The organism is Agrobacterium tumefaciens str. B6 (assembly GCF_001541315.1).
GTDB classification, from domain to species: Bacteria; Pseudomonadota; Alphaproteobacteria; order Rhizobiales; family Rhizobiaceae; genus Agrobacterium; species Agrobacterium radiobacter.
Genome location: NZ_LMVK01000001.1, coordinates 176000 through 199195, shown reverse-complemented (window position 1 = coordinate 199195; position 23196 = coordinate 176000). Strand labels below are relative to the sequence as shown.

25 protein-coding genes are annotated in these 23196 nt (G+C 59.2%); 13 read left to right on the top strand and 12 right to left on the bottom strand.

Annotated elements, in window-relative coordinates; all coding sequences use genetic code 11:
• The first annotated feature begins 11 nt into the window (after window positions 1–11).
• The 4 genes from ASB65_RS00980 (at window position 12) to ASB65_RS00965 (ending at window position 3060) form a co-directional block, all read left to right on the top strand.
• A complete protein-coding gene (locus ASB65_RS00980; protein WP_060722797.1) occupies window positions 12–572 on the top strand; it encodes a cysteine hydrolase family protein in 561 nt (186 codons plus the stop codon).
• The gene (locus tag ASB65_RS00975; protein WP_060722796.1) at window positions 572–1555 is read left to right on the top strand and encodes a GlxA family transcriptional regulator; all 984 of its coding nucleotides are present in this window, start codon (window positions 572–574) and stop codon (window positions 1553–1555) included. Before ASB65_RS00980 ends, ASB65_RS00975 begins: the two co-directional genes overlap by 1 nt.
• 109 nt (window positions 1556–1664) lie before the next feature.
• Window positions 1665–2615, top strand: a complete 951-nt coding sequence (locus ASB65_RS00970) for an aldo/keto reductase (RefSeq protein ID WP_060722795.1) — start codon at window positions 1665–1667, stop codon at window positions 2613–2615.
• 1 nt (window position 2616) lies between these two features.
• Complete coding sequence (locus ASB65_RS00965; RefSeq protein WP_060722794.1) at window positions 2617–3060, top strand: GNAT family N-acetyltransferase; 444 nt, start codon at window positions 2617–2619, stop codon at window positions 3058–3060.
• Here ASB65_RS00965 and ASB65_RS00960 read toward each other — a convergent pair.
• The gene (locus tag ASB65_RS00960) at window positions 3042–3950 is read right to left on the bottom strand and encodes a LysR family transcriptional regulator (RefSeq protein WP_060722793.1); all 909 of its coding nucleotides are present in this window, start codon (window positions 3948–3950) and stop codon (window positions 3042–3044) included. The two genes, ASB65_RS00965 and ASB65_RS00960, sit on opposite strands and share 19 nt — an antisense overlap.
• A gap of 176 nt (window positions 3951–4126) precedes the next feature.
• Here ASB65_RS00960 and ASB65_RS00955 point away from each other — a divergent pair, with 176 nt between their 5' ends.
• Window positions 4127–5125: an aldo/keto reductase gene (locus tag ASB65_RS00955; protein WP_060722792.1), complete on the top strand. Its 999-nt coding sequence runs from the start codon at window positions 4127–4129 to the stop codon at window positions 5123–5125.
• Between the two features lie 52 nt (window positions 5126–5177).
• On the opposite strand, the gene pheT is transcribed toward ASB65_RS00955, so the two are convergent.
• From pheT to infC, 6 genes are all read right to left on the bottom strand, one after another.
• On the bottom strand, window positions 5178–7601 hold the full coding sequence (pheT, locus tag ASB65_RS00950) for a phenylalanine--tRNA ligase subunit beta (RefSeq protein WP_060722791.1): 2424 nt from the start codon (window positions 7599–7601) through the stop codon (window positions 5178–5180).
• A 24-nt stretch (window positions 7602–7625) separates the two neighbouring features.
• Window positions 7626–8708: a phenylalanine--tRNA ligase subunit alpha gene (gene pheS, locus ASB65_RS00945; protein WP_003507467.1), complete on the bottom strand. Its 1083-nt coding sequence runs from the start codon at window positions 8706–8708 to the stop codon at window positions 7626–7628.
• The gene (locus ASB65_RS00940) at window positions 8701–9579 is read right to left on the bottom strand and encodes a lipopolysaccharide kinase InaA family protein (protein ID WP_060722790.1); all 879 of its coding nucleotides are present in this window, start codon (window positions 9577–9579) and stop codon (window positions 8701–8703) included. The genes pheS and ASB65_RS00940 overlap by 8 nt, the downstream gene beginning before the upstream one ends.
• Window positions 9580–9754: 175 nt before the next feature.
• Window positions 9755–10159, bottom strand: a complete 405-nt coding sequence (rplT, locus tag ASB65_RS00935; protein WP_003507464.1) for a 50S ribosomal protein L20 — start codon at window positions 10157–10159, stop codon at window positions 9755–9757.
• A 40-nt stretch (window positions 10160–10199) separates the two neighbouring features.
• On the bottom strand, window positions 10200–10403 hold the full coding sequence (rpmI, locus tag ASB65_RS00930; RefSeq protein ID WP_003493355.1) for a 50S ribosomal protein L35: 204 nt from the start codon (window positions 10401–10403) through the stop codon (window positions 10200–10202).
• A 190-nt stretch (window positions 10404–10593) separates the two neighbouring features.
• The gene (infC, locus tag ASB65_RS00925) at window positions 10594–11130 is read right to left on the bottom strand and encodes a translation initiation factor IF-3 (protein WP_077767695.1); all 537 of its coding nucleotides are present in this window, start codon (window positions 11128–11130) and stop codon (window positions 10594–10596) included.
• Between the two features lie 187 nt (window positions 11131–11317).
• On the opposite strand from infC, the gene ASB65_RS00920 reads away from it, so the two are divergent.
• Both ASB65_RS00920 and ASB65_RS00915 read left to right on the top strand, forming a co-directional pair.
• The gene (locus tag ASB65_RS00920; protein ID WP_060722789.1) at window positions 11318–12106 is read left to right on the top strand and encodes an alpha/beta hydrolase; all 789 of its coding nucleotides are present in this window, start codon (window positions 11318–11320) and stop codon (window positions 12104–12106) included.
• Window positions 12107–12224: 118 nt separating this feature from the next.
• Complete coding sequence (locus tag ASB65_RS00915) at window positions 12225–12839, top strand: transglutaminase-like cysteine peptidase (protein WP_003507458.1); 615 nt, start codon at window positions 12225–12227, stop codon at window positions 12837–12839.
• Window positions 12840–12895: 56 nt separating this feature from the next.
• Here ASB65_RS00915 and mbfA read toward each other — a convergent pair whose 3' ends face one another.
• Window positions 12896–13879, bottom strand: a complete 984-nt coding sequence (gene mbfA, locus ASB65_RS00910) for an iron exporter MbfA (protein ID WP_060722788.1) — start codon at window positions 13877–13879, stop codon at window positions 12896–12898.
• Between the two features lie 139 nt (window positions 13880–14018).
• Here mbfA and ASB65_RS00905 point away from each other — a divergent pair, with 139 nt between their 5' ends.
• Window positions 14019–14492: a group III truncated hemoglobin gene (locus tag ASB65_RS00905; RefSeq protein ID WP_060722787.1), complete on the top strand. Its 474-nt coding sequence runs from the start codon at window positions 14019–14021 to the stop codon at window positions 14490–14492.
• 178 nt (window positions 14493–14670) lie between these two features.
• Window positions 14671–15774 (top strand): TRAP transporter substrate-binding protein, encoded by a 1104-nt coding sequence (locus tag ASB65_RS00900; RefSeq protein ID WP_003507447.1) that lies wholly within the window; start codon window positions 14671–14673, stop codon window positions 15772–15774.
• 6 nt (window positions 15775–15780) lie between these two features.
• On the opposite strand, the gene ASB65_RS00895 is transcribed toward ASB65_RS00900, so the two are convergent.
• Window positions 15781–16875 (bottom strand): helix-turn-helix domain-containing protein, encoded by a 1095-nt coding sequence (locus ASB65_RS00895; protein WP_060722786.1) that lies wholly within the window; start codon window positions 16873–16875, stop codon window positions 15781–15783.
• A 146-nt stretch (window positions 16876–17021) separates the two neighbouring features.
• Between ASB65_RS00895 and ASB65_RS00890 the strand changes: the two genes are divergently transcribed.
• Window positions 17022–18095 (top strand): alpha/beta hydrolase family protein, encoded by a 1074-nt coding sequence (locus ASB65_RS00890; protein ID WP_060723020.1) that lies wholly within the window; start codon window positions 17022–17024, stop codon window positions 18093–18095.
• Window positions 18096–18114: 19 nt separating this feature from the next.
• Here ASB65_RS00890 and ASB65_RS00885 read toward each other — a convergent pair whose 3' ends face one another.
• From ASB65_RS00885 to ASB65_RS00875, 3 genes are all read right to left on the bottom strand, one after another.
• The gene (locus ASB65_RS00885; protein ID WP_060722785.1) at window positions 18115–18633 is read right to left on the bottom strand and encodes a GNAT family N-acetyltransferase; all 519 of its coding nucleotides are present in this window, start codon (window positions 18631–18633) and stop codon (window positions 18115–18117) included.
• Between the two features lie 19 nt (window positions 18634–18652).
• Window positions 18653–19234, bottom strand: coding sequence for a helix-turn-helix domain-containing protein (locus ASB65_RS00880; protein ID WP_003507440.1), 582 nt, complete (start codon window positions 19232–19234; stop codon window positions 18653–18655).
• 95 nt (window positions 19235–19329) lie between these two features.
• A complete protein-coding gene (locus ASB65_RS00875) occupies window positions 19330–19731 on the bottom strand; it encodes a ketosteroid isomerase-related protein (RefSeq protein ID WP_060722784.1) in 402 nt (133 codons plus the stop codon).
• 72 nt (window positions 19732–19803) lie between these two features.
• On the opposite strand from ASB65_RS00875, the gene ASB65_RS00870 reads away from it, so the two are divergent.
• The 3 genes from ASB65_RS00870 (at window position 19804) to lepA (ending at window position 23178) form a co-directional block, all read left to right on the top strand.
• Complete coding sequence (locus ASB65_RS00870; RefSeq protein ID WP_060722783.1) at window positions 19804–20412, top strand: GNAT family N-acetyltransferase; 609 nt, start codon at window positions 19804–19806, stop codon at window positions 20410–20412.
• Window positions 20409–21278: a carbon-nitrogen hydrolase family protein gene (locus ASB65_RS00865; RefSeq protein ID WP_060722782.1), complete on the top strand. Its 870-nt coding sequence runs from the start codon at window positions 20409–20411 to the stop codon at window positions 21276–21278. The genes ASB65_RS00870 and ASB65_RS00865 overlap by 4 nt, the downstream gene beginning before the upstream one ends.
• A 61-nt stretch (window positions 21279–21339) precedes the next feature.
• Window positions 21340–23178 carry a translation elongation factor 4 gene (gene lepA / locus ASB65_RS00860; protein WP_035213098.1) on the top strand — a complete coding sequence of 613 codons (1839 nt, stop codon included), beginning with the start codon at window positions 21340–21342 and terminating at the stop codon, window positions 23176–23178.
• Window positions 23179–23196 lie beyond the last annotated feature (18 nt).

Here is a 23196-nt window from a genome sequence, read left to right as displayed (position 1 = left end):
AGATACATGAAATGTCCTCTTCTCATACAGCACTGCTGGTCATCGACGTTCAGGAATCCTTTCGGCATGCCCCCTATTTCGAGGAAAGCGGTTTGGCTGCCTATCTGGAGAAACAGCAGGCGCTGATCGATGGCGCCAAAGCCGCGGGCATTCCAGTCGTGCAAATCTTCCATGTCGATGGCGACAAGGCCTTCTCAAAGGACAGTGGCTATATCCGGGCGCTGGATGGCGTGCGGATCACCCCTGATGTCACCTTTCACAAGAACCGCCATTCGGCTTTTGCCGGCACCGGCCTCGAAATCTGGCTGACACAGAAGGGCATCAACCGGCTGATCGTCTCCGGCATCCGCACCGAGCAATGTTGCGAAACCACCACGCGGCACGCTTCCGATCTTGGTTACAGCGTCGATTACGTCACCGAAGCGACGCTGACTTTCCCGATGACACATGCTTCCGGCACCGTCTTCAGCCCGGACGATATCCGCAAACGGACCGAACTGGTGCTGGCTGGCCGTTTCGCGCGCATCGTAAGCGTCAATGACGCATTGGCCACCGTCAAAGAGGCCGCCTGATGGATAGAGGCGGCACGCGCATCATTCCCTTTTATACGCTTGTGCCGCCACATGCGCTGTTGCTGGACATTGCCGGTCCGCTCGAAGTGATCCGTTATGCCAACGCGGAGCAGCGGGACATCCACTTCGACTGCCGATACATTGCTGCGAGTGGCGAACAACAATCTTCCATCGGCCTTGGACTTTCCGGGCTGGAGAGCTTGCCCGCGACCCTGCCGGAAAATGCTTTCCTGCTGATCTCGGGCAGCACGTCACGCTTCGACAATGATCCGCAGACACAGCGAGAGCGGCAGGCGCTGGCGGCATGGCTGCGCCGCGCGGTGCGTGCCGATACGACAGTCATTTCCATCTGCTCCGGCGCGCTGCTGGCGGGCGAAGCGGGACTTTTCGACGGGCGAAACTGCACAACGCATGCCGATTGCGTTGAAGGGCTGCGCCGCATCGCGCCACTGTCCCAGGTGGCCGAAAACCGCCTTTTCGTCGAGGATGGCAACCGCTTCTCGAGTGCCGGTATTTCCACCGGCATCGACCTGATGCTGCATGTGGTTTCCCGGCTGACATCCCCGGCCGTTGCGGCCCGCATTGCCAAAACCATGGTGGTCTATCTCAGGCGCAGCGGCAGCGATCCACAAATCTCCCCCTGGATGACCGGCCGCAACCACATCCACCCCGCCATTCACCGGGTTCAGGACCGTGTGATGGCCGAGCCGGCGCAGGACTGGTCGCTGGAGCGGCTGGCCGATATTGCCGCACTCAGCGAAAGGCATCTGTCGCGCCTGTTTCGCGAGCATACCGGCATCAGCGTCATCGACTATGTCAACCTGATGCGGGTCAATCTCGCCCGCGACATTCTCGCAAACAGCCGCCTGGATATGGAAGCCATCGCGGAAAGGGCGGGTTTTGCCTCCGCCCGGCATTTGCGGCGTGTCTGGCAACAGCACAATCGCCATCCGCCCAGCCATTATCGCGGTTTTCAGGCCTGATTTTTCGCAGACCCTGCCGCTGCCTGATGAATGCCATCAAAGGAATTGAATGGTTATGCCGGCAGGCAGTTGCTACCTTGCCATAAAGACAGCAACAGGAGCATTTTCCGTGGAAAAACGAAGTCTCGGCCGCACCGGCCTCTCCATCGCCCCGATCGTCTTCGGCGGCAACGTGTTTGGCTGGACAGCGGATGAGAAGACTTCCTTTGCCCTGCTCGACGCCTTTTTCGATGCCGGGTTCAATGCCATCGACACGGCGGATGTCTATTCCGCCTGGGTGGATGGCCATGTGGGCGGAGAGTCCGAGGCCATCATCGGCAAATGGCTGAAGCAGTCCAGTGTCAGGCGTGAGGATGCGGTGATCGTCACCAAGGTCGGTTTTGACAATCGCGGCCAGAAGACCGGTCTCAGCGCCAGGTGGATCGCGGAAGCCGTCGAGGCTTCCCTGAAGCGGCTGCAGACCGACTATATCGACCTCTACCTTGCCCACAAGCCGGATGCGGATGTGCCGCTGGAGGAAACGCTCGCCGCCTTCGCAAAGCTGAAGGAACAGGGGAAAATCCGCGCCATCGGCTGCTCAAATTATTCCGCAAGCCAGCTTCAGGACGCGCTGGACACGGCCGCAAAGAACAATCTGCCACGCTACGACGTGCTGCAGCCGGAGTATAATCTCTACAACCGCACGGACTTTGAAGGCCCGCTTGCCGATCTCTGCGTCAGGCAAGAGATCGGGGTGATCAACTATTACAGCCTTGCAGCCGGTTTCCTCACCGGCAAATATCGCGCCAAGGCCGACACCGAAGGCGTTGCCCGCAGCTACCGGGTAGGCGACTACGTCAACACACGCGGCCTTGCCATTCTTGGGGCCATGGATGCGGTTGCCGTGGAAACCGGTGCCAAGCTCGCCGATATCGCACTGGCCTGGCTGCTGCGGAAGAGTGCCGTGACGGCTCCAATTGCCAGCGCCACCAGCCTGTCGCAGCTCGAGAGCTTCAAACGCGCCGTCGATCTGAAGCTGACAGACGAGATGATGGCTCTTCTCGATAAAGCAGGTGCGTGACATGGATCTTACAATTCGCGACGCACAGCCGAGTGACCGGGCGGAATGGCTGCGCCTGTGGAACGACTACCTCGCTTTCTACGATGTCCACCTTGCCGACGACGTGACCGAGCATACCTGGGCGCGTATTCTCGACCCAGCCTCGCGTGTTTCCATGCGTGTGGCCTTGCTCGGCGACACGATGGCCGGTTTCGCCATCCATCACTTCCATGATTCCACCTGGGTCAAAACACCCGATTGCTATCTGGAAGACCTGTTCGTCGACGGCGCGATCCGCGGCAAGGGAACAGGTCGGGCGCTGATGGACGATCTCATCTCCATCTGCGCCGAAAAAGGCTGGTCACGGCTTTACTGGAACACGGACGAGCACAATCACCGGGCCCAGAATCTCTATAACAGCTACGTGAAAAGCGATGGCCATATCCGCTATCGCATCAAGTTCTGATCACCCCTGAAGCGGAAGAAATCCACGAAAGCCCTCAGCGCCGGGCGCATCTGCCGGCGCGAGGGATAATAGATATAAAAACCGTCAAAGGGCGCGCACCAATCCTCCAGCACGCGGATGAGCCTGCCCTCCCTGATATCGTCCTCGACGCGCTGTTCGAAAACGAAGGCAAGGCCTGCCCCATCTATTGCCGCCCGGCGAATGAGGCTCTGGTCCGACAGGATCAGCGGTCCCTGTACATCCACCACCAGCGGCTTGCCATTCTTCTCCAGTTCCCAGCGATAGATAAGGCCGCTCGCGAAACGCCGGCGGATGCAGCGGTGACGGATGAGATCCCTCGGATCGTATGGCGGCGGGTTTTCTGCGAAATAGGAGGGCGCGCCAACAATCGCGCCGCGCCATGCACCACTCGCTTTCACCGCAATCATATCCGCATCGAGGTGCTCTCCGAGCCGCAGACCGGCATCGAAGCCTTTCGCGACGATATCTTCGAAGCGATCATCCGTTGAGATTTCAAGTGATATGTCGGGATAGAGCCGCAAGAACTCACCCAGCCGCGGCACGATAAGATCCTCGGCCGCAAGCCGAGGCAGGGTGATGCGCAGAGGACCCGCCGGCCTTCCACCGTGCTCGGCAAGCGTCTGGATGACCGTATCGATATCGGCAAGAGCCGGTCCCAACGTTTCGAGCAGCAGTTTACCCTCCTCCGTCGGAGAAACGCTGCGGGTGGTGCGGTGAAGCAGCCGCAGGCCAAGGCTTTCCTCCAGCGAAGAGACCGCATGGCTGACGGCAGAAGGCGCGATGGCCAATTCGGCCGCGGCCTTGCGGAAGCTGCGGCCTTCGGCAACGGCGGCGAGAACGGCCAGCTGGGAGAGTTGCACACGGTTCATTGTTCTAAATGATAGAACAACCCAAGCGGATTTGCAGCGGTTATTTTTACCACCGATGGGCAGTATGTTTTGCCCGTACCCACTTCCCAAGGGTATATTAAACCGTCTTGGACACACATGCTCCGCCGCAAACCGCGGGATAGCTTTCAAGGCGTGCTCTGACAAAGGACAGGCAGATGAAACACAGAATCCTCGGAAAAGACCTCTCCGTTTCCGCACTCGGGCTTGGCTGCATGGGCATGAGCCATGCTTATGGACCTTCGGATGAAAGCGGTTCTATCGCGACGTTGCATCGCGCCGTCGAGCTTGGCGTCACATTGTTCGATACGGCGGAAGTTTATGGGCCGTTCAAAAACGAAACCCTCCTTGGCAAGGCTTTGAAGCCCTATCGCGATCAGGTGGTCATCGCCACCAAATTCGGCTTCCGCATCGACGGCAGCAAACCTTCGGCGGAAATGATCCAGGGTGTTGACGGTTCGCCGGCAAATGTTCGTGCCGTCGCCGAAGCCTCACTGAAAAGGCTGGGTGTCGATGTCATCGACCTCTATTACCAACACCGCGTCGATCCGGACGTGGCAATTGAAGAGACGGTCGGCGCAATGGCCGATCTGGTGCGGGAAGGCAAGGTGAAGGCGCTCGGCCTTTCGGAGGCGAGTGCGGCGACCCTTCGCAAGGCGCACGCCGTTCACCCGATTGCAGCCATTCAGAGCGAATATTCGCTGTGGACCCGCGATCCCGAAGAAAATGGCGTGCTGGAAACCTGCCGTGAACTCGGCATCGGCTTCGTACCCTTCAGCCCGCTCGGACGCGGCGCTTTGACAGGTGCGCTGAAGTCGCTCGACGGGCTTGCCTCCGACGATTTCCGCCGCAGCCTGCCGCGCTTCCAAAGCGAAAACTTCGATGCCAATCTGGCCCTCATCCAGCTGCTGGAAGATATGGCAGCAGAAAAAGGCGTTACCGCCGGGCAACTGGCGCTCGCCTGGGTCATGGCGCAGGGCGATTTCATCGTGCCGATCCCCGGCACCACGAAAATTGCCAATCTGGAGAAAAACGTGGCGGCAGCGGATGTCGCGCTGACGGCCGACGAAGTTGCCAGCCTCGGCGCATTGCTCTCTCCGACAAAGGTTGCGGGGGAACGTTATCCGGAACGAATGACGCGATTGGCCAATCGCTAAAAACAAAAAGCCGCGGCAACCGCCGCGGCTTTTATCATTTCGTCAGCTGCTTTCAGGCGCGCAGAACGCCGCCCGTCGATTTTTCGACATTGCCGACGATCTTGGCCGTCAGCGCCTCAAAATCCTCATCGGTCAGCGTCTTGTCGACCGGCTGGATCTGGACTTCGATGGCCACCGACTTGCGGTCTTCGCCGAGCGATGCGCCTTCGAAAATATCGAAGACATTAACGCCGGTGATCAGCTTGCGGTCAGCGCTCGTTGCGGCCTTGATGATCGCTCCCGCCTCGACAGACTTGTCGACCACGAAGGCGAAGTCGCGCTTGACCGCCTGGAACGGCGAAAGCTCGAGCGCAGGCTTGGTGCGGGTAGCCTTCTTCTTCGGCTCCTGCATGGCGTCGAGATAGACTTCAAAACCGCAATAGGCGCCAGAAACATCCAGCTCGGACAGTGTCTTCGGGTGGAATTCGCCGAAATAACCGAGCACGACCTTCGGACCCATCTTGATGGTGCCGGAGCGGCCGGGATGATACCAGCCGGGGCCGCCGGCCTCGATCTGCACATTGGCCATGGGCAGGCCGCAGGCTTCCAGCACCGCCAGCGCATCGGCTTTGGCGTCGTAGACATCCACGGGCTTGCCGCCGCCTTTCACAGCATTGGACCACATGCGGCCGCTGCCCGCCAGCGAGGCCGTGCCACGGCGGACACCGCCGGCAACGCGGCGCTGCGTATCAGGCGTATCGCCCTCATAGGTGCCGGAGACCTCGAAGATCGCGACGTCACCATAACCCTTGTCGGCATTGCGCTGTGCGGCAGTCAGCAGGCCGGGCAGCAGCGAGGGCCGCATATCCGACATATCGGCCGCAATCGGGTTGGCGAGTTTCAGCGCCGGCGAACCACCGCCGAACAACTTCGCCTGCGCTTCCGGGATGAAGGACCATGTGACGGCCTCGAGCATGCCGCGGCTCGCCAGCGCACGGCGCGCGGTGCGGGTGCGGATCTGCAGCGTGGTCAGGATACGGCCGTTGACAGCGCCGAAGCTTTCAAGCGGTTCCGGCTTGATATTGTCGACGCCATGGATGCGCATGACTTCTTCGACCAGATCGGCCTTGCCGTCGACATCGGGGCGCCAGGAGGGGACGGTCACGGAGACTCGCTCGCCCGTTCCTTCGACACCGAAACCAAGACCCTTGAGAATGGTGAGGCTCTCCTGCGAGGAGACTTCCAGACCCGTCAGGCGCTTGACTTCCGCCAGCGGGAAATCGACGACCTTGGGCTGATGACCCTTATAACCAACGACGCGGGCTTCGCCGGCAACGCCGCCGCACAGTTCCAGAACCAGTTCGGTGGTGCGCTCCAGACCCGGAACCATATATTCCGGATCGACACCACGCTCGAAACGATAACGCGCATCGGTGATGATGCCGAGCGAACGGCCGGTCTTGGCAATGTTGATCGGATCCCAGAGAGCAGCCTCGATCAGCACATCAACGGTGTTTTCGTCGCAGCCGGAATGCTCCCCGCCCATGATGCCGCCGATCGACTCGAGGCCCTTTTCGTCGGCAATGACGACATTGTTCGGGCCGAGCTTGTATTCACGCTGATCGAGCGCGAGGATCGTCTCACCATCCTTCGCACGGCGGACCGTGAGATCGCCCTTGACCTTGGCCGCGTCGAAGACGTGCATCGGCCGGCCCTGATCGAAGGTCATGTAGTTGGTGATATCAACGAGAGCATTGATAGGACGCAGGCCGATCGCCATCAGGCGCTGCTGCATCCATTTCGGGCTGGGGCCATTCTTCACGCCGCGCACGATGCGCAGCGAAAAGCCGGGGCAAAGCGCCGCATCATCCAGTTCCAGCTTCACATCGACGGGGGTTGCGCCTTCAACCTTGAAGGACGGCGCAGGCTTCGTCTTCAGCTTACCCAGACCGGAGGCGGCGAGATCGCGGGCGATGCCGTAGATCGAAGTGCAGTCCGGACGGTTGGGCGTGAGGTTGATCTCGATGATCGGATCGTCGAGGCCGGCATAGGATGCGAAGGAAGTGCCGACAGGCGCATCTTCAGGCAGATCGATGATGCCGTCGTGATCGTCGGAAATGTTGAGCTCCTTTTCGGAGCACATCATGCCGTGGCTTTCGACGCCGCGAATCTTGCCGACGGCCAACGTCACATCGATGCCCGGAACATACATGCCGGGACGAGCGAGCGCACCAACGAGGCCGGCGCGTGCATTCGGCGCGCCGCAGACGATCTGCACCGGCTTGCCGTCACCAGCATCCACCATCAGCACCTTGAGGCGGTCGGCCTCCGGATGTTTTTCAGCGGAAACGACCTTGGCGATGACGAATGGCTTGTAGGCCGCCTTGTCATCGACGTCCTCGACCTCGAGGCCAATCGCCGTCAGCCGCTCGCAAATCTCGTCCAGCGTCGCATCCGTTTCGAGATGCTCTTTCAGCCAGGAAAGAGTGAATTTCATGTCTTTGCTCCTTGGCTAACCGGATTAAACGCTCAAACCGCCGAACAGCGTCGGCATGTCGAGCGGGCGGAAGCCGTAATGGTTCATCCAGCGGACATCGGCGTTGAAGAAATCGCGCAGGTCCGGCATGCCGTATTTCAGCATGGCGATGCGGTCGAGGCCCATGCCCCAGGCAAAGCCCTGATATTCATCCGGGTCCAGCCCACCGGCGCGCAGCACGTTCGGGTGCACCATGCCGCAGCCGAGGATTTCCATCCAGTCCTTGCCTTCGCCGAACTTGACGATGGGGCCGGAACGGTCGCACTGGATATCCACCTCGAAGCTCGGCTCCGTGAAGGGGAAGAACGACGGGCGAAAGCGCATGACGACACTGTCGACCTCGAAGAAGGTCTTGCAGAATTCTTCGAGAATCCAGCGCAGATTGCCGACATGCGCCTTCTTGTCGATGACAAGGCCTTCGACCTGATGGAACATCGGCGAATGGGTCGCGTCGGAGTCCTGACGATAGGTCTTCCCGGGAATGACGATGCGGATCGGCGGCTTCTGACTTTCCATGGTGCGGATCTGCACCGGCGAGGTGTGGGTGCGCAGCACCTTGCGCTCGCCGTTTTCATCCGGCTGGAAGAAGAAGGTGTCGTGCATTTCGCGGGCCGGATGGCCTTCGGGGAAATTCAGCGCCGTGAAGTTGTAATAGTCGGTCTCGATGTCAGGACCTTCGGCGATCGAGAACCCCATATCCGCGAAGATGGCAGTAATTTCATCGACGATCTGGCTTATGGGATGAATGCGACCGCGCTCGGCCGGAGACTGACGAACCGGCAGGCTGACATCCACCGTTTCCGCTTTCAGCCGGGCGGTAATGGCGGCGTCCTTCAGCGCGTTCTTGCGCTCGCCGATGAGGTCGGTGATTTCGGTCTTGAGCTGGTTGATGGCCGCGCCGCGGGTCTGGCGCTCTTCCGGCGTCATGCTGCCAAGCGTCTTCAGAAGCTCCGAAACCGAGCCTTTCTTGCCAAGTGCGGAAACACGCACGGCCTCGATGGCCGGCTCATCGGCAGCAGTGGCGATCTCCGACATCAATTGCGATTTCAAGGTATCAAGTTCAGTCATCTTTTCCTGCCTTGCCGGTATTTTTAACAGCGGCTTCGGGGTTCACAGCATTCATCAAATAGTCGGTCGCCATGATAAAGCGTCGCAGATCACTACCCATCCGCACGCGCCCGATCAACCGGGCAACCGGTAAAAAACGCCCCAGAATGCCAGTCAGACGGCACAATTCTTCCAGCGCCCGGGACGGGGCGTTTTCGCGCCAGCGGGCAAAGGCGGCATCACAGGTTTTCGGCGCATCGCAGGCGCGTGTCGCGACCTGCAGAAACAGCAGCCAGATATCGCGGGCCTGCGCCGTCTCAAGCGGCATGACGTCCTGCGGGCGTTCCTCGAAATCCATGAAACCGACACGGCCGTCTGCGAGAAAGAAGTCACGCACATGCGGACGTCCATGGCAAAGACCTGCTGCATGCAGTTCGCCGAGCGCCTCGGCGGATTTTACCAGCAGGGCGTCATGCTCCGCCGGCATCGCGGTCTTTATCGTGTCCATGCGTTCCATGATGGTGGGACCGACATCCCCCAGGACAACGGCCGTCAGCGAAGAATAGATGATGGGCGGAACCGGAAAACCACGGACCTTGAAGGCCTGCAGCGTTTCGAGTTCACGGCGCATCAGGCCGGCGCCATCGAGCGGCGGCGACGGGCGCATAAAAGTGTAGGGGAGCAGCTTTGCGAGAAAGGTCTGCAACTTTATCCACCAGGACGGCGTTTCCGTGCCTTGGCGCTTGATCCAGACGGTCGTCGAAGAAAGTTCGAGTTTCTGCACACGGCGCTCGCTTTTAAGCAAAGCCCGCATCAAGGCTGCGATATCGCTATCTTCCAGATGGACGTGGAAACCCTTCGCCTTTTCCGCGTCGCTTGCGGCAACCAGCATTTTCTGCCCCCAATGGAGCCTGCCGGCCAAAAGCCGGATGCCCCACCCTTTTGGCAACCTCGGCGCAAAAGCGTTACGCACTTCTGCCGAAACTGCCGTGAATTCCAAAAAACGAAAACCCGCGCCGGAGGACCGGCGCGGGTTTCAAATGAACAACAGATTGTCCGCGCCGTAATTACTTTACAGCGGTTTCAAACTCGTTGGTCGTACCAGCATCCTTGAGGTACTCAAGCGCCTTCTTCGCTGCTTCGACGAGCGCGCCGAATGCTGCCGGCTCATGGATAGCCATGTCGGACAGAACCTTGCGGTCGACTTCGATGCCAGCCTTGTTCAGGCCGTCGATGAAGCGGCCATAGGTCAGGCCGAATTCGCGAACAGCAGCGTTGATACGCTGGATCCACAGAGCGCGGAAGTTGCGCTTGTTGACCTTGCGGTCGCGGTAAGCGTACTGCTTGGAACGATCCACGGCAGCCTTTGCTGCGCGGATGGTGTTCTTGCGGCGGCCGTAGAAGCCCTTGGCTGCCTTGAGTGTCTTGGTGTGCTTGGCGCGGGAAGTTACGCCACGTTTTACGCGTGCCATGTCATGATCTCCTTAAAGTGTCCAAAAGTGCGGAAAAGTCTCAGAGACCGTTCGGCAGGTAGTTCTTGACGACTTTCTTGCCGTCAGCTTCGGCGAGAACCATGGTTCCACGCGCGTCGCGAATGAACTTGTTGGTACGCTTGATCATGCCGTGGCGCTTACCGGCGGCGGCTGCAACAACCTTGCCGGTGGCGGTGATCTTGAACCGCTTCTTTGCAGCGGACTTCGTCTTCATCTTGGGCATTTTGCTACTCCGTTTTTGTATCGAAACAGGCAGACGAGGCCTATTTCAAGCTATTCAGGAACGGCCACGGCATGCCCTGCCGGACCGTTCGGACGCGCGCTTATAACCGCAGTCGGCTAAAAGCGCAACGGGGAATGAGAATTTCCCCTTGCGGTGGGATACGCGCCAGTGATGTGAACGCGTAAAAAGATTATTTCGGTGCGAGAACCATCATCATCTGACGGCCTTCCAGCTTCGGCTCGGCTTCAACCTTGGCAATCGCCTGGGTGTCTTCCTTCACCTGGAGGAGAAGCTTCATGCCGAGTTCCTGGTGGGCCATTTCGCGGCCGCGGAACTTCAGCGTTACCTTCACCTTGTCGCCATCATCAAAGAAACGGCCCATCGCCTTCATCTTCACGTCATAGTCATGCGTGTCGATGTTCGGGCGCATCTTGATTTCTTTAACTTCGACGATCTTCTGTTTCTTGCGCGCTTCAGCGGCCTTTTTCTGGGTCGAGTACTTAAGCTTGCCGAGATCGAGGATCTTGCATACCGGCGGTTCAGCGTTCGGCGAAATCTCGACGAGATCGAGACCGGCCTCTTCCGCCATTTTCAAAGCCTGATCCGTCGGCATGCTACCGAGGTTCTGGCCCTCTTCATCAATAAGCTGAACTCTGGGAACCCGAATTTCCCGGTTGGAGCGCGGGCCCTCCTTGACGGGGGCATCGGCTTTGAAAGGTCTGCGAATGGTCGTATTCTCCTGATCTGTTTCTGGATCACGTCAGCAAAAAACAGCTTGTTTGGTACAAGCGGCGGAAATGTCGTTATTGCCGTGGCGAAGTCAATAGCATATCTGCCCGAAAAGATCACCTGTTGCCACGGTTTTTGCAAATACGCCGCCGATATTGCACGAAAATCAGGAGAATTGCATATACATGACCGAACAAGCTGCTGAATTCCTGCATATAGGAGCGGGTGACGACGCCCGCAACATCGCTTTCCTCCATCGCTCCCCAACATCCCAGCCGAACGCACCAACGCTCGTCTGGCTCGGCGGCTATCGCTCCGACATGACGGGAACCAAGGCGGTTGAGCTCGATCGTTTTGCAGCGGAAAACGGCCTTGCCTGCCTGCGGCTCGATTATTCCGGGCACGGGGCTTCCGGCGGTGATTTCAACAAAGGCACGATCTCGAGATGGCTCGAAGAGGCACTTGCGGTGGTGCGTGCAAAGGCGCCGTCGCGTGTCGTTCTCGTCGGCTCGTCGATGGGCGGGTGGATTGCGTTGCGCATGGTCGAGGAGCTGCGCAAGGCGGGTGGCGCGCCCTCCGTCGCCGGTCTGGTTCTCATTGCGCCTGCGCCGGATTTCACGCAGGAACTGATAGAGCCCAGCCTGTCGGATGCGGAAAGGACCTCTCTCGCAGAACGGGGTTACTTCGAGGAACATTCGGAGTATAGCCCCCAGCCCAACATCTTCACCCGCGCGCTGATGGAAGACGGAAAGCAGAACCGGGTGCTCACCGGCATCATCACGACCGGCTGCCCGGTTCATGTTCTGCAGGGCATGCGCGACCCCGATGTTCCCTATCAGCATGCTCTGAAGCTCATCGAACATCTTCCCGCCGACGATGTGGTGCTGACGCTGATCCGCGATGGCGACCACCGGCTTTCCAGGCCGCAGGATATCGAGCGGATGCTCGCGACCATCAAAGCCCTTGCAATATAGGCATTTGCGCAACGCTCTTAACCATATTCAACGAGTCTTGCGCATCGCCGATTGCTAGAGATTGACTCAAACCCCCTATCCCTCTTAACTTTTCGTTAAGAATTAAGGGACGGGTTTCATGATGAACGCACCGCTGGCGCGTGCTCTGCTGTTTGCAGTTGCTGCCGGGCTAATGACTGCTGCCTCCGCCATGGCGGAAATCAAAGGAAGCCCTTCCATGGTGACGGGCGGGATCACGTCCCAGCCGATCGGACATTACGAGTTCTGTCAGAAATACGCCGACGAATGCAATATTCGCAGCAAGGCGACACCGCCCCCGCGCGTCACAGATTATGGCTGGGATGTCATTCGCGAGGTTAATACGTCCGTCAACACCACGATCGTGGCGATGACCGACCAGGAAATCTACGGCAAGGACGAAGTCTGGGAATATCCGACGACCGCCGGTGACTGCGAAGATTTCGTGCTGCTGAAGCGCAAGAAACTGGTCGAGCGCGGTTTTTCCGTTGCCGATCTGCTGATCACCGTCGTGCGTAAACCGGATGGTGAAGGCCATGCGGTGCTGACGCTTCGCACCACTGATGGCGACTATATTCTCGACAACCTCACCGACGATGTGAAGCTCTGGACCGACACCAACTATACCTATCTGAAGCGGCAGGCGTCCTTCAATACGGGCCGTTGGGTCTCCATCGAAGATGGTCGCGACGTTCTGGTTGGCGCATTGCGCTGACGCTTGGCTCCACGTTTGACAGATTGAGAGCCCGCCATCGCGGGCTCTTTCTTTTTTCATCCGTTGCCGATGATAATGCCGGCCGCCAGCACCAATGAGCCGCCGAGGACCACCTGAAACACCGCGCGCAGGAACGGCGTTTCCATGAAGCGGTTCTGAATGAAGGCGATGGCCCAGAGTTCCACGAAAACGACGACGGCCGCAATCGCCGTTGCTGTCCAGAAATGCGGGATGAGATAGGGTAAGGCATGGCCGAGACCGCCGATGGCCGTCATGATGCCCGAGGCCAGACCCCGCTTTACCGGAGAACCGCGACCCGAAAGCTTGCCGTCATCATGGGCCGCCTCGGTGAAGCCCATGGAGATACCAGCGCCGACGGAGGCTGAAAGGCCGATCAGGAAAGTCTGCCAGGTATCCTGCGTGGCGAAGGCGGCCGCAAAGATCGGCGCGAGCGTCGAGACGGAGCCATCCATCAATCCCGCAAGACCCGGCTGCACATAGGTCAGAAGAAACTGCCGCTTTGCGGTTTCCGCCTCTTCGGTCTTGCCATCTTCATCGAGATGTTTTTCTTCCAGCATTTGCGCGATCTCTTCGTGACCCCGCTCCGCCTCGGCCAGATCGCCGAGCAACTTGCGCGTAGAGGCGTCGCTGGTGCGCTTCACGGCCTCATCGTAAAAACGGATCGCCTGTGCTTCCATCAATTCGGCCTGGGCCCGGATTTTCTCGAGCGACAGGTTCTTCCCGAGCCAGTCTGGTGTGCGCTCGTAAAACCCACGCACGTGTTCGCGACGGATCAGCGGGATCGTCTCTCCGAAACGGCGACGATGCATGTCGATCAGGACATTTCGATGCTGCTGCTCGACCTCCGCCATATCGTCGAAGACTTTGGCCGATTGCGGATATTGCGCGCGCAGGTGATCGGCATAGGAACGATAGATGCGGGAATCGTCTTCTTCGGACGAAATGGCGAGTGCGAGGATTTCCTGTTCGCCGAGAGAGGAAAAGGGGCGTTTGGACAGGGAAAAAAGACTGCGAAACATGGCTGAAACCTTTTTAGAATAATTCTAAATACATCCGCCCTGCGCCGAGATCAAGTCATCTTAGAATAATTCTAATAAGGCAAAGGGTCGCATTGCAGGCCGCCTCGCAGCGGGGTAAATTCGCGGAAAAGGAAGCACCATGCAGGAAGACGTTGCGGCGAGAGCCGCCCACAGCGCGGAAATTCAGGACAGGGCGGAAAAGGCCATGGCGGAAATCGGCGTGGATGCCGGTTTCATCGACCTGCTGGTGGAAACATTCTACGGCCGCGTTCTTGAACACTCCACGCTTGGCCCGGTTTTTGATGCGCGACTCGCCGGGCGCTGGCCGGAGCATTTGGCCAGGATGAAACAGTTCTGGACGGCCGTCGCCTTCAAGAATGGCGGTTATGGCGGCAAGCCCGTGCAGGCCCATCTCGGGGTAAAAGGCATGTCGGCGGAGCTTTTTCCGCAGTGGCTCACGCTGTTTTCCGCCACGCTTGATGATATTGCGCCGAGCAAAGAGGCACATGACTGGTTCATGGAAACGGCGCAACGCATCGCCAGAAGCCTGACGCTTTCGCTGTTTTACAATCCCGCAATGGATGACCCGGCCTTAAAGCGCAGCATGCCTTAGCCGCAGCCGCGCCGAACAGCGAAAGGCCGGTACAAGCAACAATTGCCAAGCCGTGCGTAAGATCACGCAAGTTTCAAACATTCCCTCTTGATGGCCGCAGGGATAAATGTTTAGTAGCCGACGGGAGGCGTACCGTGCGGTTCGCCTGTAATATGCAGACATATCAGGGCTTATCGACATGGATCGCAGATCATTTATCCGCAAGGCGGGCGCCGTTGGCGCCGGTGTTACCGCAACGGCGCTGGCCGCTCCGGCCATTGCACAGGAAAACCCCAAGATCACCTGGCGCATGACGTCGTCCTTCACCAAGGGCCTCGACATTCTTTTCGGCGCGGGCCAGATCGTCGCAGATCATGTCAAGGAAGCCTCCGGCGGCAACTTCGTCATTCAGCATTTCGCCGGCGGTGAAATCGTGCCGGCGCTGCAGGCAGCGGATGCGGTGACGGCCGGAACCGTCGAAATGGCGCATACCTGCTCCTATTATTACGTCGGCAAGGATCCGACCTTTGCGCTCGGAACGTCGGTTCCCTTCGGCCTTAACGCACGCCAGACGAATGCCTGGTTCAACCAGGCCGGTGGCAACGAGCTGCTCAATGAATTCCTTGCCCAGCACAATATCTACTCGATCCTGCTCGGCAATACCGGTGCCCAGATGGGCGGCTGGTTCCGTAAGGAAATCAACACCATCGACGACCTCAAAGGCCTGAAGATGCGTATCGCCGGCCTCACCGGCCAGGTCATGCAGAAGGTTGGCGTGACACCGCAGCAGATCGCCGGCGGCGATGTCTATGCCGCGCTGGAAAAGGGCACGATCGACGCCACCGAATTTGTCGGCCCCTATGACGACCAGAAGCTCGGTTTCTACAAGGTCGCAAAATATTACTACTACCCCGCATGGTGGGAAGGCGGCCCGGCCGTTCATGCCTTCGTGAATCTGCAGAAGTTCAACGAGCTGCCCGAGAATTACAAGCGCATCCTGAAAGATGCCTGCGCCGCCGGCAGCGCCAGCATGCTGGAACGCTACGATGCGCGCAATCCGAAGGCGCTGAAGGAACTCGTGGCGCAGGGCGCTATCCTGCGCCCCTTCAGCCAGGAAATCCTCGATGTCTGCCACAAGGCCGCGCAGGACACCTATGCGGAGATTTCGGCCAAGAACGAGAGCTTCAAGAAGATCTACGAAAGCCAGCAGGCCTTCAAGAAGGACGCTTATCTCTGGGCGCAGATCGCCGAATATACCTATGACACCTACATGATGATCCAGCAGCGCAACGGCACGCTCTGATCCCCATCATTTCCCGACGATCTTCAAACGGTCATCCGGCATCTGCCGGGTGGCCGTTTTGTTTGGTGAGACCAGTTTCCACACTTCACGCTCCCGCCAGTCGACAGGGCTCATGCCGGTGACGCGGCGAAATTCGCGGTTGAAGTTGGATTTGGTCTGAAAGCCCGAGGACAACATGATCGCGGTTACCGATTGCTCCGTTTCCTCAAGCAGCCGGCAGGCTTCGCGGATGCGCAACTGGTTGACATATTGCGAGACATTGACGCCGAGCGAGCGATTGATCGCGCCTGATATCTGCCGGCTCGGCAGCCCGAGGCGTCTTGCAAGCCGCGACAGGTTGAGGTTCTCATCACGGTAAAGCGCCTGCGCCGCCATCAGCCGATCGACCCTTGCAATGATGTCCCGGTCCTGCTCGGATGGCTCCGGCGGCGGCGGCAATTCCGCGACCGGATCCATGGCCGTTTGTGGTGCTTTGCTTTCACCGGCCAACGCAGCCATGAGGCCAATCAACAACAGTCCGAAAAGATTGGCATTGCTGACGAGCGCTGCAACATTTTGCCCGTGCGCCCATTCGAAATCGAAAAACACCAGAAGATCGAACAGGGCGGAAACGCACAGGGCTAATGCGGCGATAATCAGCGCCCGGTGCGCGGAGGCGACGCTGGCGAATTGCGCCTCATCCAGCCCATCCGGCCCTTTTCTGCCAAGAAGAAGCAGGGCGACGGCGTGGCCGACGAAGATGACGATCAGTGCAAGATCGATCGCCATCGGCAAGGTGAATTCCATGATGACAATGAGCAAAGGCGACAGGACGAGATTGGCGAGCATCGCTCTCCTGCTTTCCGCCGCCACTCCCATCAGTCCGCGAAAGGCAATGTAGACGAGCGGCGGCAGGCAGGCTGCGAGGATCGGCAGAACATAACGCGTTTCGATGACGCCATACCCCCAGCGCAGGCCGACAAGGACGGATTGCACGGCACAAAGCACGATCAGCGCCAGAAAGGCCCGGTTGGTCCGCACATCGTCTCCACCTCGAAGGAAAACAATGAACATGACGACCAGCAGAAGCGCCACGACGAAAGGCAGCGGAATGAACAGCACGAATGATATCCCCGGAACACAACGACTTATATTGCCAGTTCATGGACCAGATCGCGTTTCGGGACGACCTTTAACGTGATCAAGGACGCGAAAAATATGTGGCGGCGCAGATTGAACCCCGTTCTTCCCAACCGCACGAGGTTTTCATGCGCCCTATCAGCACCATCACGACCATACTGTTTTCCGCTCTCGTCACCCAGCCTGTTTTTGCGGGCGAGGTGGTTGGCGCCAGCGAAACCACCATCCATTCGCCGGCACGCGGCAAGGACCTTGCCGTCACTGTCTGGTATCCATCCGACGGAAAGGGCACACAGACGCTTTCCGGCGAGGACCGGATTTTTCAAGGCACGCCCGTGTTCAAGGATGGCGCGGTGAAACCGGGTCGCCTGCCGCTTGTACTTCTGTCCCACGGCTCGGGTTCAAGAGTGTCCGGTATGGCATGGATCGCCGCAAAGCTTGCGAGCGAAGGTTTCATTGTCGCCGGAACCAACCATCCCGGCACCACCAGCGGCGATTCCACGCCCGCCGATACGCCGAAAATCTGGGAGCGAACGGACGATCTCTCCACGATCGTTACGGCCCTGGCGGCAGAGGGCAAATGGTCGAATGCGATCGACACGAAGAGGATCGGCGTTCTCGGCTTTTCGCTGGGCGGCAGCGCGGCGATGGAGATTGCGGGTGCGCGCGCCGATCTCGATGCCTATGCGCGCTATTGCGAAGACCATGCCACGATGATGGATTGCCAATGGTTTGCTGGCGGCCGGGGTTATCTCGATAATGAGCCGGTCAACGTGCCGAAGCTTGACCTCAGAACCCTCGACAAGGCCCGTTTCGAGCAGCAGAAACGTGATCCCCGCATCCGTTCCGCCGTACTGATCGATCCGGGCCTGGCGCTGGCCTTCAAACCGGACAGCCTGAAAGAGATCGATATTCCGCTGACCTTCATCAATCTCGGCAGCAAGGGCAAAATTCCCGCGGCTGTGCTTGCGGATAAACCCGCGGACGAAGTACCCGGCGCGACCTACCAGCAGGTGGATGACGCCAATCATTTCAGCTTCCTGCCGCTGTGCAAGCCGGATGCCGATGCGTTCCTCAAATCCATCGGCGAGCGCGACCCGATCTGCGAGCCGGCCGGACCACGGGACCGCGCCGATATTCACGCACAATTGGAGGCGATGATTGTTACCGCCTTCAACCGTATGCTGAAGCCGGGCCAGTGAGACGGCAAGTCTGAAAAAACTAGCCGATCCGCTTGTAGAACAGGGTGGTGCCGCAAAAGCGACCATCCGGAAACAGCGCGTAATCGGGAATAACGCCGATCCGTTCCCAGCCGAGGCGAGGATAAATCGCCTCGGCATCGCTACCCGTGGCCGTATCCAGAACCAGAAGGGTACGGCCACGTTTTACCGCCTCCTCCTCCACCTTTTGCATGAGCATACGGGCAAGTCCGAGGCCGCGTGCGGATGGGTGCACGAGAAGCTTCATCAGATCACCGCGATGCGGCTGATTGGGCTTCGAGGCAAGACCGACCTGCACGGTGCCCACCACCTTGCCATCCACCTCCGCCGCCACATGAATGGTCGCACCCTCGCCTGTCGTTTCCGCCACGGATCGCCAGAAGGGTTCAGCATCCTGTGGGGAAAAGGGCAACATGAAGCCGACGGACGCGCCGCCGTTCACGCAGGCGGCGAGGACTTCGCAGAGTTCAGGCAGGGCATCGATCGTCTCTTCCCGGTTCAACACGCGGATAGTGGCCATAAAAACTCCTGTGGGGAAATCAGCGCTGTCTTTGATCCAGCACGACGGCGTAACGGGCAGGTTTTTCGGAAGGATTGTGGAAGACGTGCCCTTCTCCCACCGGCATGAAAAGGCAATCGCCGGGCTCCAGCCGGTGAACGTCTCCGCCGCTTGTCATTTCCAGCACACCTTCGAAAAGCCAGACATATTGCGTCATCCCACGGCTTGCCGCATGCGGCGGGAAACCGACGCGCGCACCAGCCGGAAATTCCACCTCGACGATATCGACATCGGAACCCACACGCGGCGGGGAAATGGCGCGGCGGACATAGCCTGTCTCGGGATCTTTCCAGACCTGCTGGTCACGCTTTCTCACCAGCGGGGAAACAGCCTCTTCGTTTTCGGCGAAAAAGCCTGAGAGCGACAGACCAAGGGCTGCGCAGATGCGGGCAAGCAGCGACGCGGTTGGGCTCGCCTCCCCGCGCTCGATACGGGAAATCATGGCGCGGCTGACGCCGGATTCAGACGCAAGCCTGTCCAGCGTTAGGCCGTTTTCAGCCCGCAATGTTTTGATCCGCTCACCGATCGAGCGCTCAAGAATATGATCTTCGTTTTCCATCATACGAGAATTGCATTCTCGTATGATGGAGTCAATATCCATGATAATGGAAACAAGGATTATCTCTTGCCCGCCGATTGCGGGCGAGAAATCACGCCTTAAGCGCCGACCTGGGCAATCCAGTCGTTCAGATTATAGTAGTTCGTTACTCGGCTAACTTTTCCATCCTTCAGGTCGAAGAAGGCGCCGGCCGGCAGTACGTATTTCTGGCTACTCGCCTCGGGCAATCCCTCATCGGTCTTGAGATATTCACCATTGACGATGAATTCGGCGGAAACACGCTTGCCGTCATCGCTCGCCATGATGACCATATCGGTGAGGTTTTCCTTATAGCAGCGGTTCATATGGTCCATAAAGGAGGCGAAGGCGGCCTTGCCGGTCTGGCGCTCGCCCTGATTGATGTCGTGCACCACCTCGTCATGCAGAAGCGCCAGAAAGGCATCCATGTCCTGACGGTTGAAGGCTTCGTAATAGGCGCGGATGGTCTCGGCAGCGGTCATCGTCTTCTCCGTTCAATGCTTGCGCGGGTTTTCCATGACGGTATAACCAGTGCAACCGAAAGTGAAATGCCCATGACCGTCGAAATCAAGTCTCTTTCCGGCATTGACGCCACACCCTATTTCGATGATCTCGCGCGCCTGCGGATCGAGGTGTTTCGCGCTTTTCCCTATCTCTATGACGGTTCGCTGGATTATGAGCGCAAATATCTCGCGACCTATGCCGATACGGACGGCGCGGTCTTCGTGCTGGCGCTCGATGACGCCAGAGTGGTCGGCATGTCCACCGGCATGCCGATGGCGGCAGAGACCGATGAGGTGAAAGCACCGTTTGCCGAAGCGGGCTACGATCCGGACCGGATATTTTATTTCGGTGAAAGCGTGCTGCTGCCCGGCTATCGCGGTCACGGCATTGGAGTGCGCTTCTTCGAGGAGCGGGAGGCGCATGCAAAGAGGCTCGGCTTTAACCGATGCACCTTCTGCGCGGTCGAGCGGCCTGCCGACCATCCCCGCCGGCCGGCGGATTACGTGCCGCTCAATGCCTTCTGGGAAAAGCGCGGTTACCGCCATCACCCTGAACTGCGCACCAGCTTCACATGGCAGGACCTCGACGAGAGCGCCGAGAGCCCGAAACCCCTGTCCTTCTGGATGAAAACCATCGGTGCAGGAGATGGAGACAAATGACACGCCTCGCCGCCAGCCAATATGCCATCGAACTGATCGAGACATGGGAGGCTTATGCCGCGCATCTTTCCGCCATCGTCCGCGAGGCTAAGGAAAAAGGCGCCGAACTGCTGCTGTTGCCGGAATATTCGGCTATGGCGCTGACCGGGCAATTGCCACCCGACGAGCGTTCCGATCTGCATCGTTCCATCGAAGAGATACAGCCGTTGATCCCTTCCTGGGTGGAGCTTTGCGAGGAACTGGCGCGGCAACATCAAATCCTCTTCCAGCCGGGCAGCGCGCCAGTGAAGGACCCGGACGACAAGTTCCGCAACCGCGCATGGCTGTTCGGCCCGGATGGGCTGATCGGTTATCAGGACAAGCAGATCATGACCCGCTTCGAGCGGGAGCAGTGGAACATTCATGCGGGCGTCGAGGGACTGAAAGCCTTCGAGACGCCGATCGGCAAGCTCGGCATTCTCATCTGTTACGACAACGAGTTCCCGATGCTGGGCCGCAGGCTGGCGGAGCTTGGCGTCGAACTCGTTCTCGCCCCCAGCTGCACCGACACGCTGGCAGGTGCTTATCGAGTGCGGATTGGTGCGCAGGCTCGGGCATTGGAAAACCAATATGCCATCCTCTCCTCTCCCACCGCGGGCGAGGCCCCTTGGTCTCCTGCGGTTGATGAAAATCGCGGCCGCGCCGCACTTTATGTGCCTTCGGATTACGGCATGCCGGCATCCGGCATCATCGCGGAAAGCGAGAGTGATGCGGTGACGCAAAGCAGCCTTCTCATCGCCGATATCGATCTTGCCGCCGTTGCAAGGCTCCGCACCGAAGGGCAGGTTGCCACCCGCCGCGACTGGCCAGAGCAATTTGCGATCTAAAAAGCCCATTTTAAAAGGCTTTTAACCAAATTCCCGCTTTGCGGCATGAGAAGCCCCTGCTATAGCGCGGGACATGAGCACAAATTCGACCCGCACGCCCCTGGACCATATCCGCAACTTCTCGATCGTTGCCCACATCGATCACGGCAAATCGACGCTGGCCGACCGGTTGATCCAGTCGACGGGCGGCCTTGCCGAACGCGACATGTCGGAACAGGTTCTCGATTCGATGGATATCGAGCGCGAGCGTGGCATCACCATCAAGGCTCAGACCGTGCGCCTGCACTACAAGGCGAATAACGGTGAGACCTATGTGCTGAACCTCATTGACACGCCCGGCCACGTCGACTTCGCCTACGAAGTGTCCCGCTCGCTTTCGGCCTGTGAAGGTTCGCTGCTGGTGGTCGACGCATCGCAGGGCGTCGAAGCCCAGACGCTGGCGAACGTCTATCAGGCGATCGACAATAATCACGAGTTGGTCACCGTGCTCAACAAGATCGACCTGCCGGCGGCCGAACCCGACCGCATCAAGGAGCAGATCGAGGAGGTGATCGGCATCGATGCGTCCGACGCCGTGATGATTTCGGCGAAGACCGGGCTTGGCATTCCCGATGTTCTGGAAGCCATCGTCAATCGCCTACCGCCGCCGAAAAGCGAAGTCGGTGAAAACGGGCCGCTGAAGGCGCTGCTGGTTGATAGCTGGTACGACACCTATCTCGGCGTCATGGTTCTCGTGCGCGTCATCGACGGCGTGCTGAGCAAGGGTCAGCAGATCCGCATGATGGGTTCGGGCGCGAAATACGGCATCGAGCGCGTCGGTGTGCTGACCCCGAAGATGGTCAATGTCGACAGCCTCGGCCCCGGCGAGATCGGCTTCATCACCGCCTCGATCAAGGAAGTCGCCGATACGCGCGTCGGCGATACCATCACCGACGACAAGCGCCCGACGGCGCAGGCCCTGCCCGGCTTCAAGCCAGCACAGCCCGTGGTGTTCTGCGGTCTCTTCCCGGTCGATGCGGCCGACTTCGAAGACCTGCGCGCAGCAGTCGGCAAACTTCGTCTCAACGACGCCTCCTTCTCCTTCGAAATGGAATCGTCCGCCGCCCTCGGCTTCGGTTTCCGCTGCGGCTTCCTCGGCCTGCTGCATCTCGAAATCATTCAGGAACGCCTCGAGCGCGAGTTCAATCTCGATCTCGTCGCCACTGCCCCGTCGGTCGTCTATGAAATGACGCTGACCGATGGCACGGAAAAGGAACTTCACAACCCGGCCGACATGCCCGACGTTGTGAAGATCAAGGAAATCCGCGAGCCTTGGATCAAGGCGACGATCCTGACGCCCGATGAATATCTCGGCGGCATCCTGAAACTCTGTCAGGACCGGCGCGGCCTGCAGACGGAGCTGACCTATGTCGGCAACCGCGCGATGATCACCTATGAACTCCCGCTCAACGAAGTGGTGTTCGATTTCTACGACCGGCTGAAGTCCATCTCCAAGGGTTACGCCTCGTTCGATTACAACATCATCGACTACCGCGAAGGCGACCTCGTGAAGATGTCGATCCTCGTCAACGGCGATCCGGTGGATGCGCTGTCCATGCTGGTACACCGCTCGGCGGCCGACCGGCGCGGACGCGGCATGTGCGAAAAGCTGAAGGAACTCATTCCGCCGCACATGTTCCAGATTCCGATCCAGGCCGCCATCGGCGGCAAGGTCATTGCCCGCGAAACCGTGCGCGCGCTGCGCAAGGACGTGACGGCGAAGTGCTACGGCGGCGACGCAACGCGCAAACGCAAGCTTCTGGACAAGCAGAAGGAAGGCAAGAAGCGCATGCGCCAGTTCGGCAAGGTGGAAATTCCGCAGGAAGCCTTCATCGCCGCTCTGAAGATGAACGACGAATAAGCGGCAATCACTTGCCAT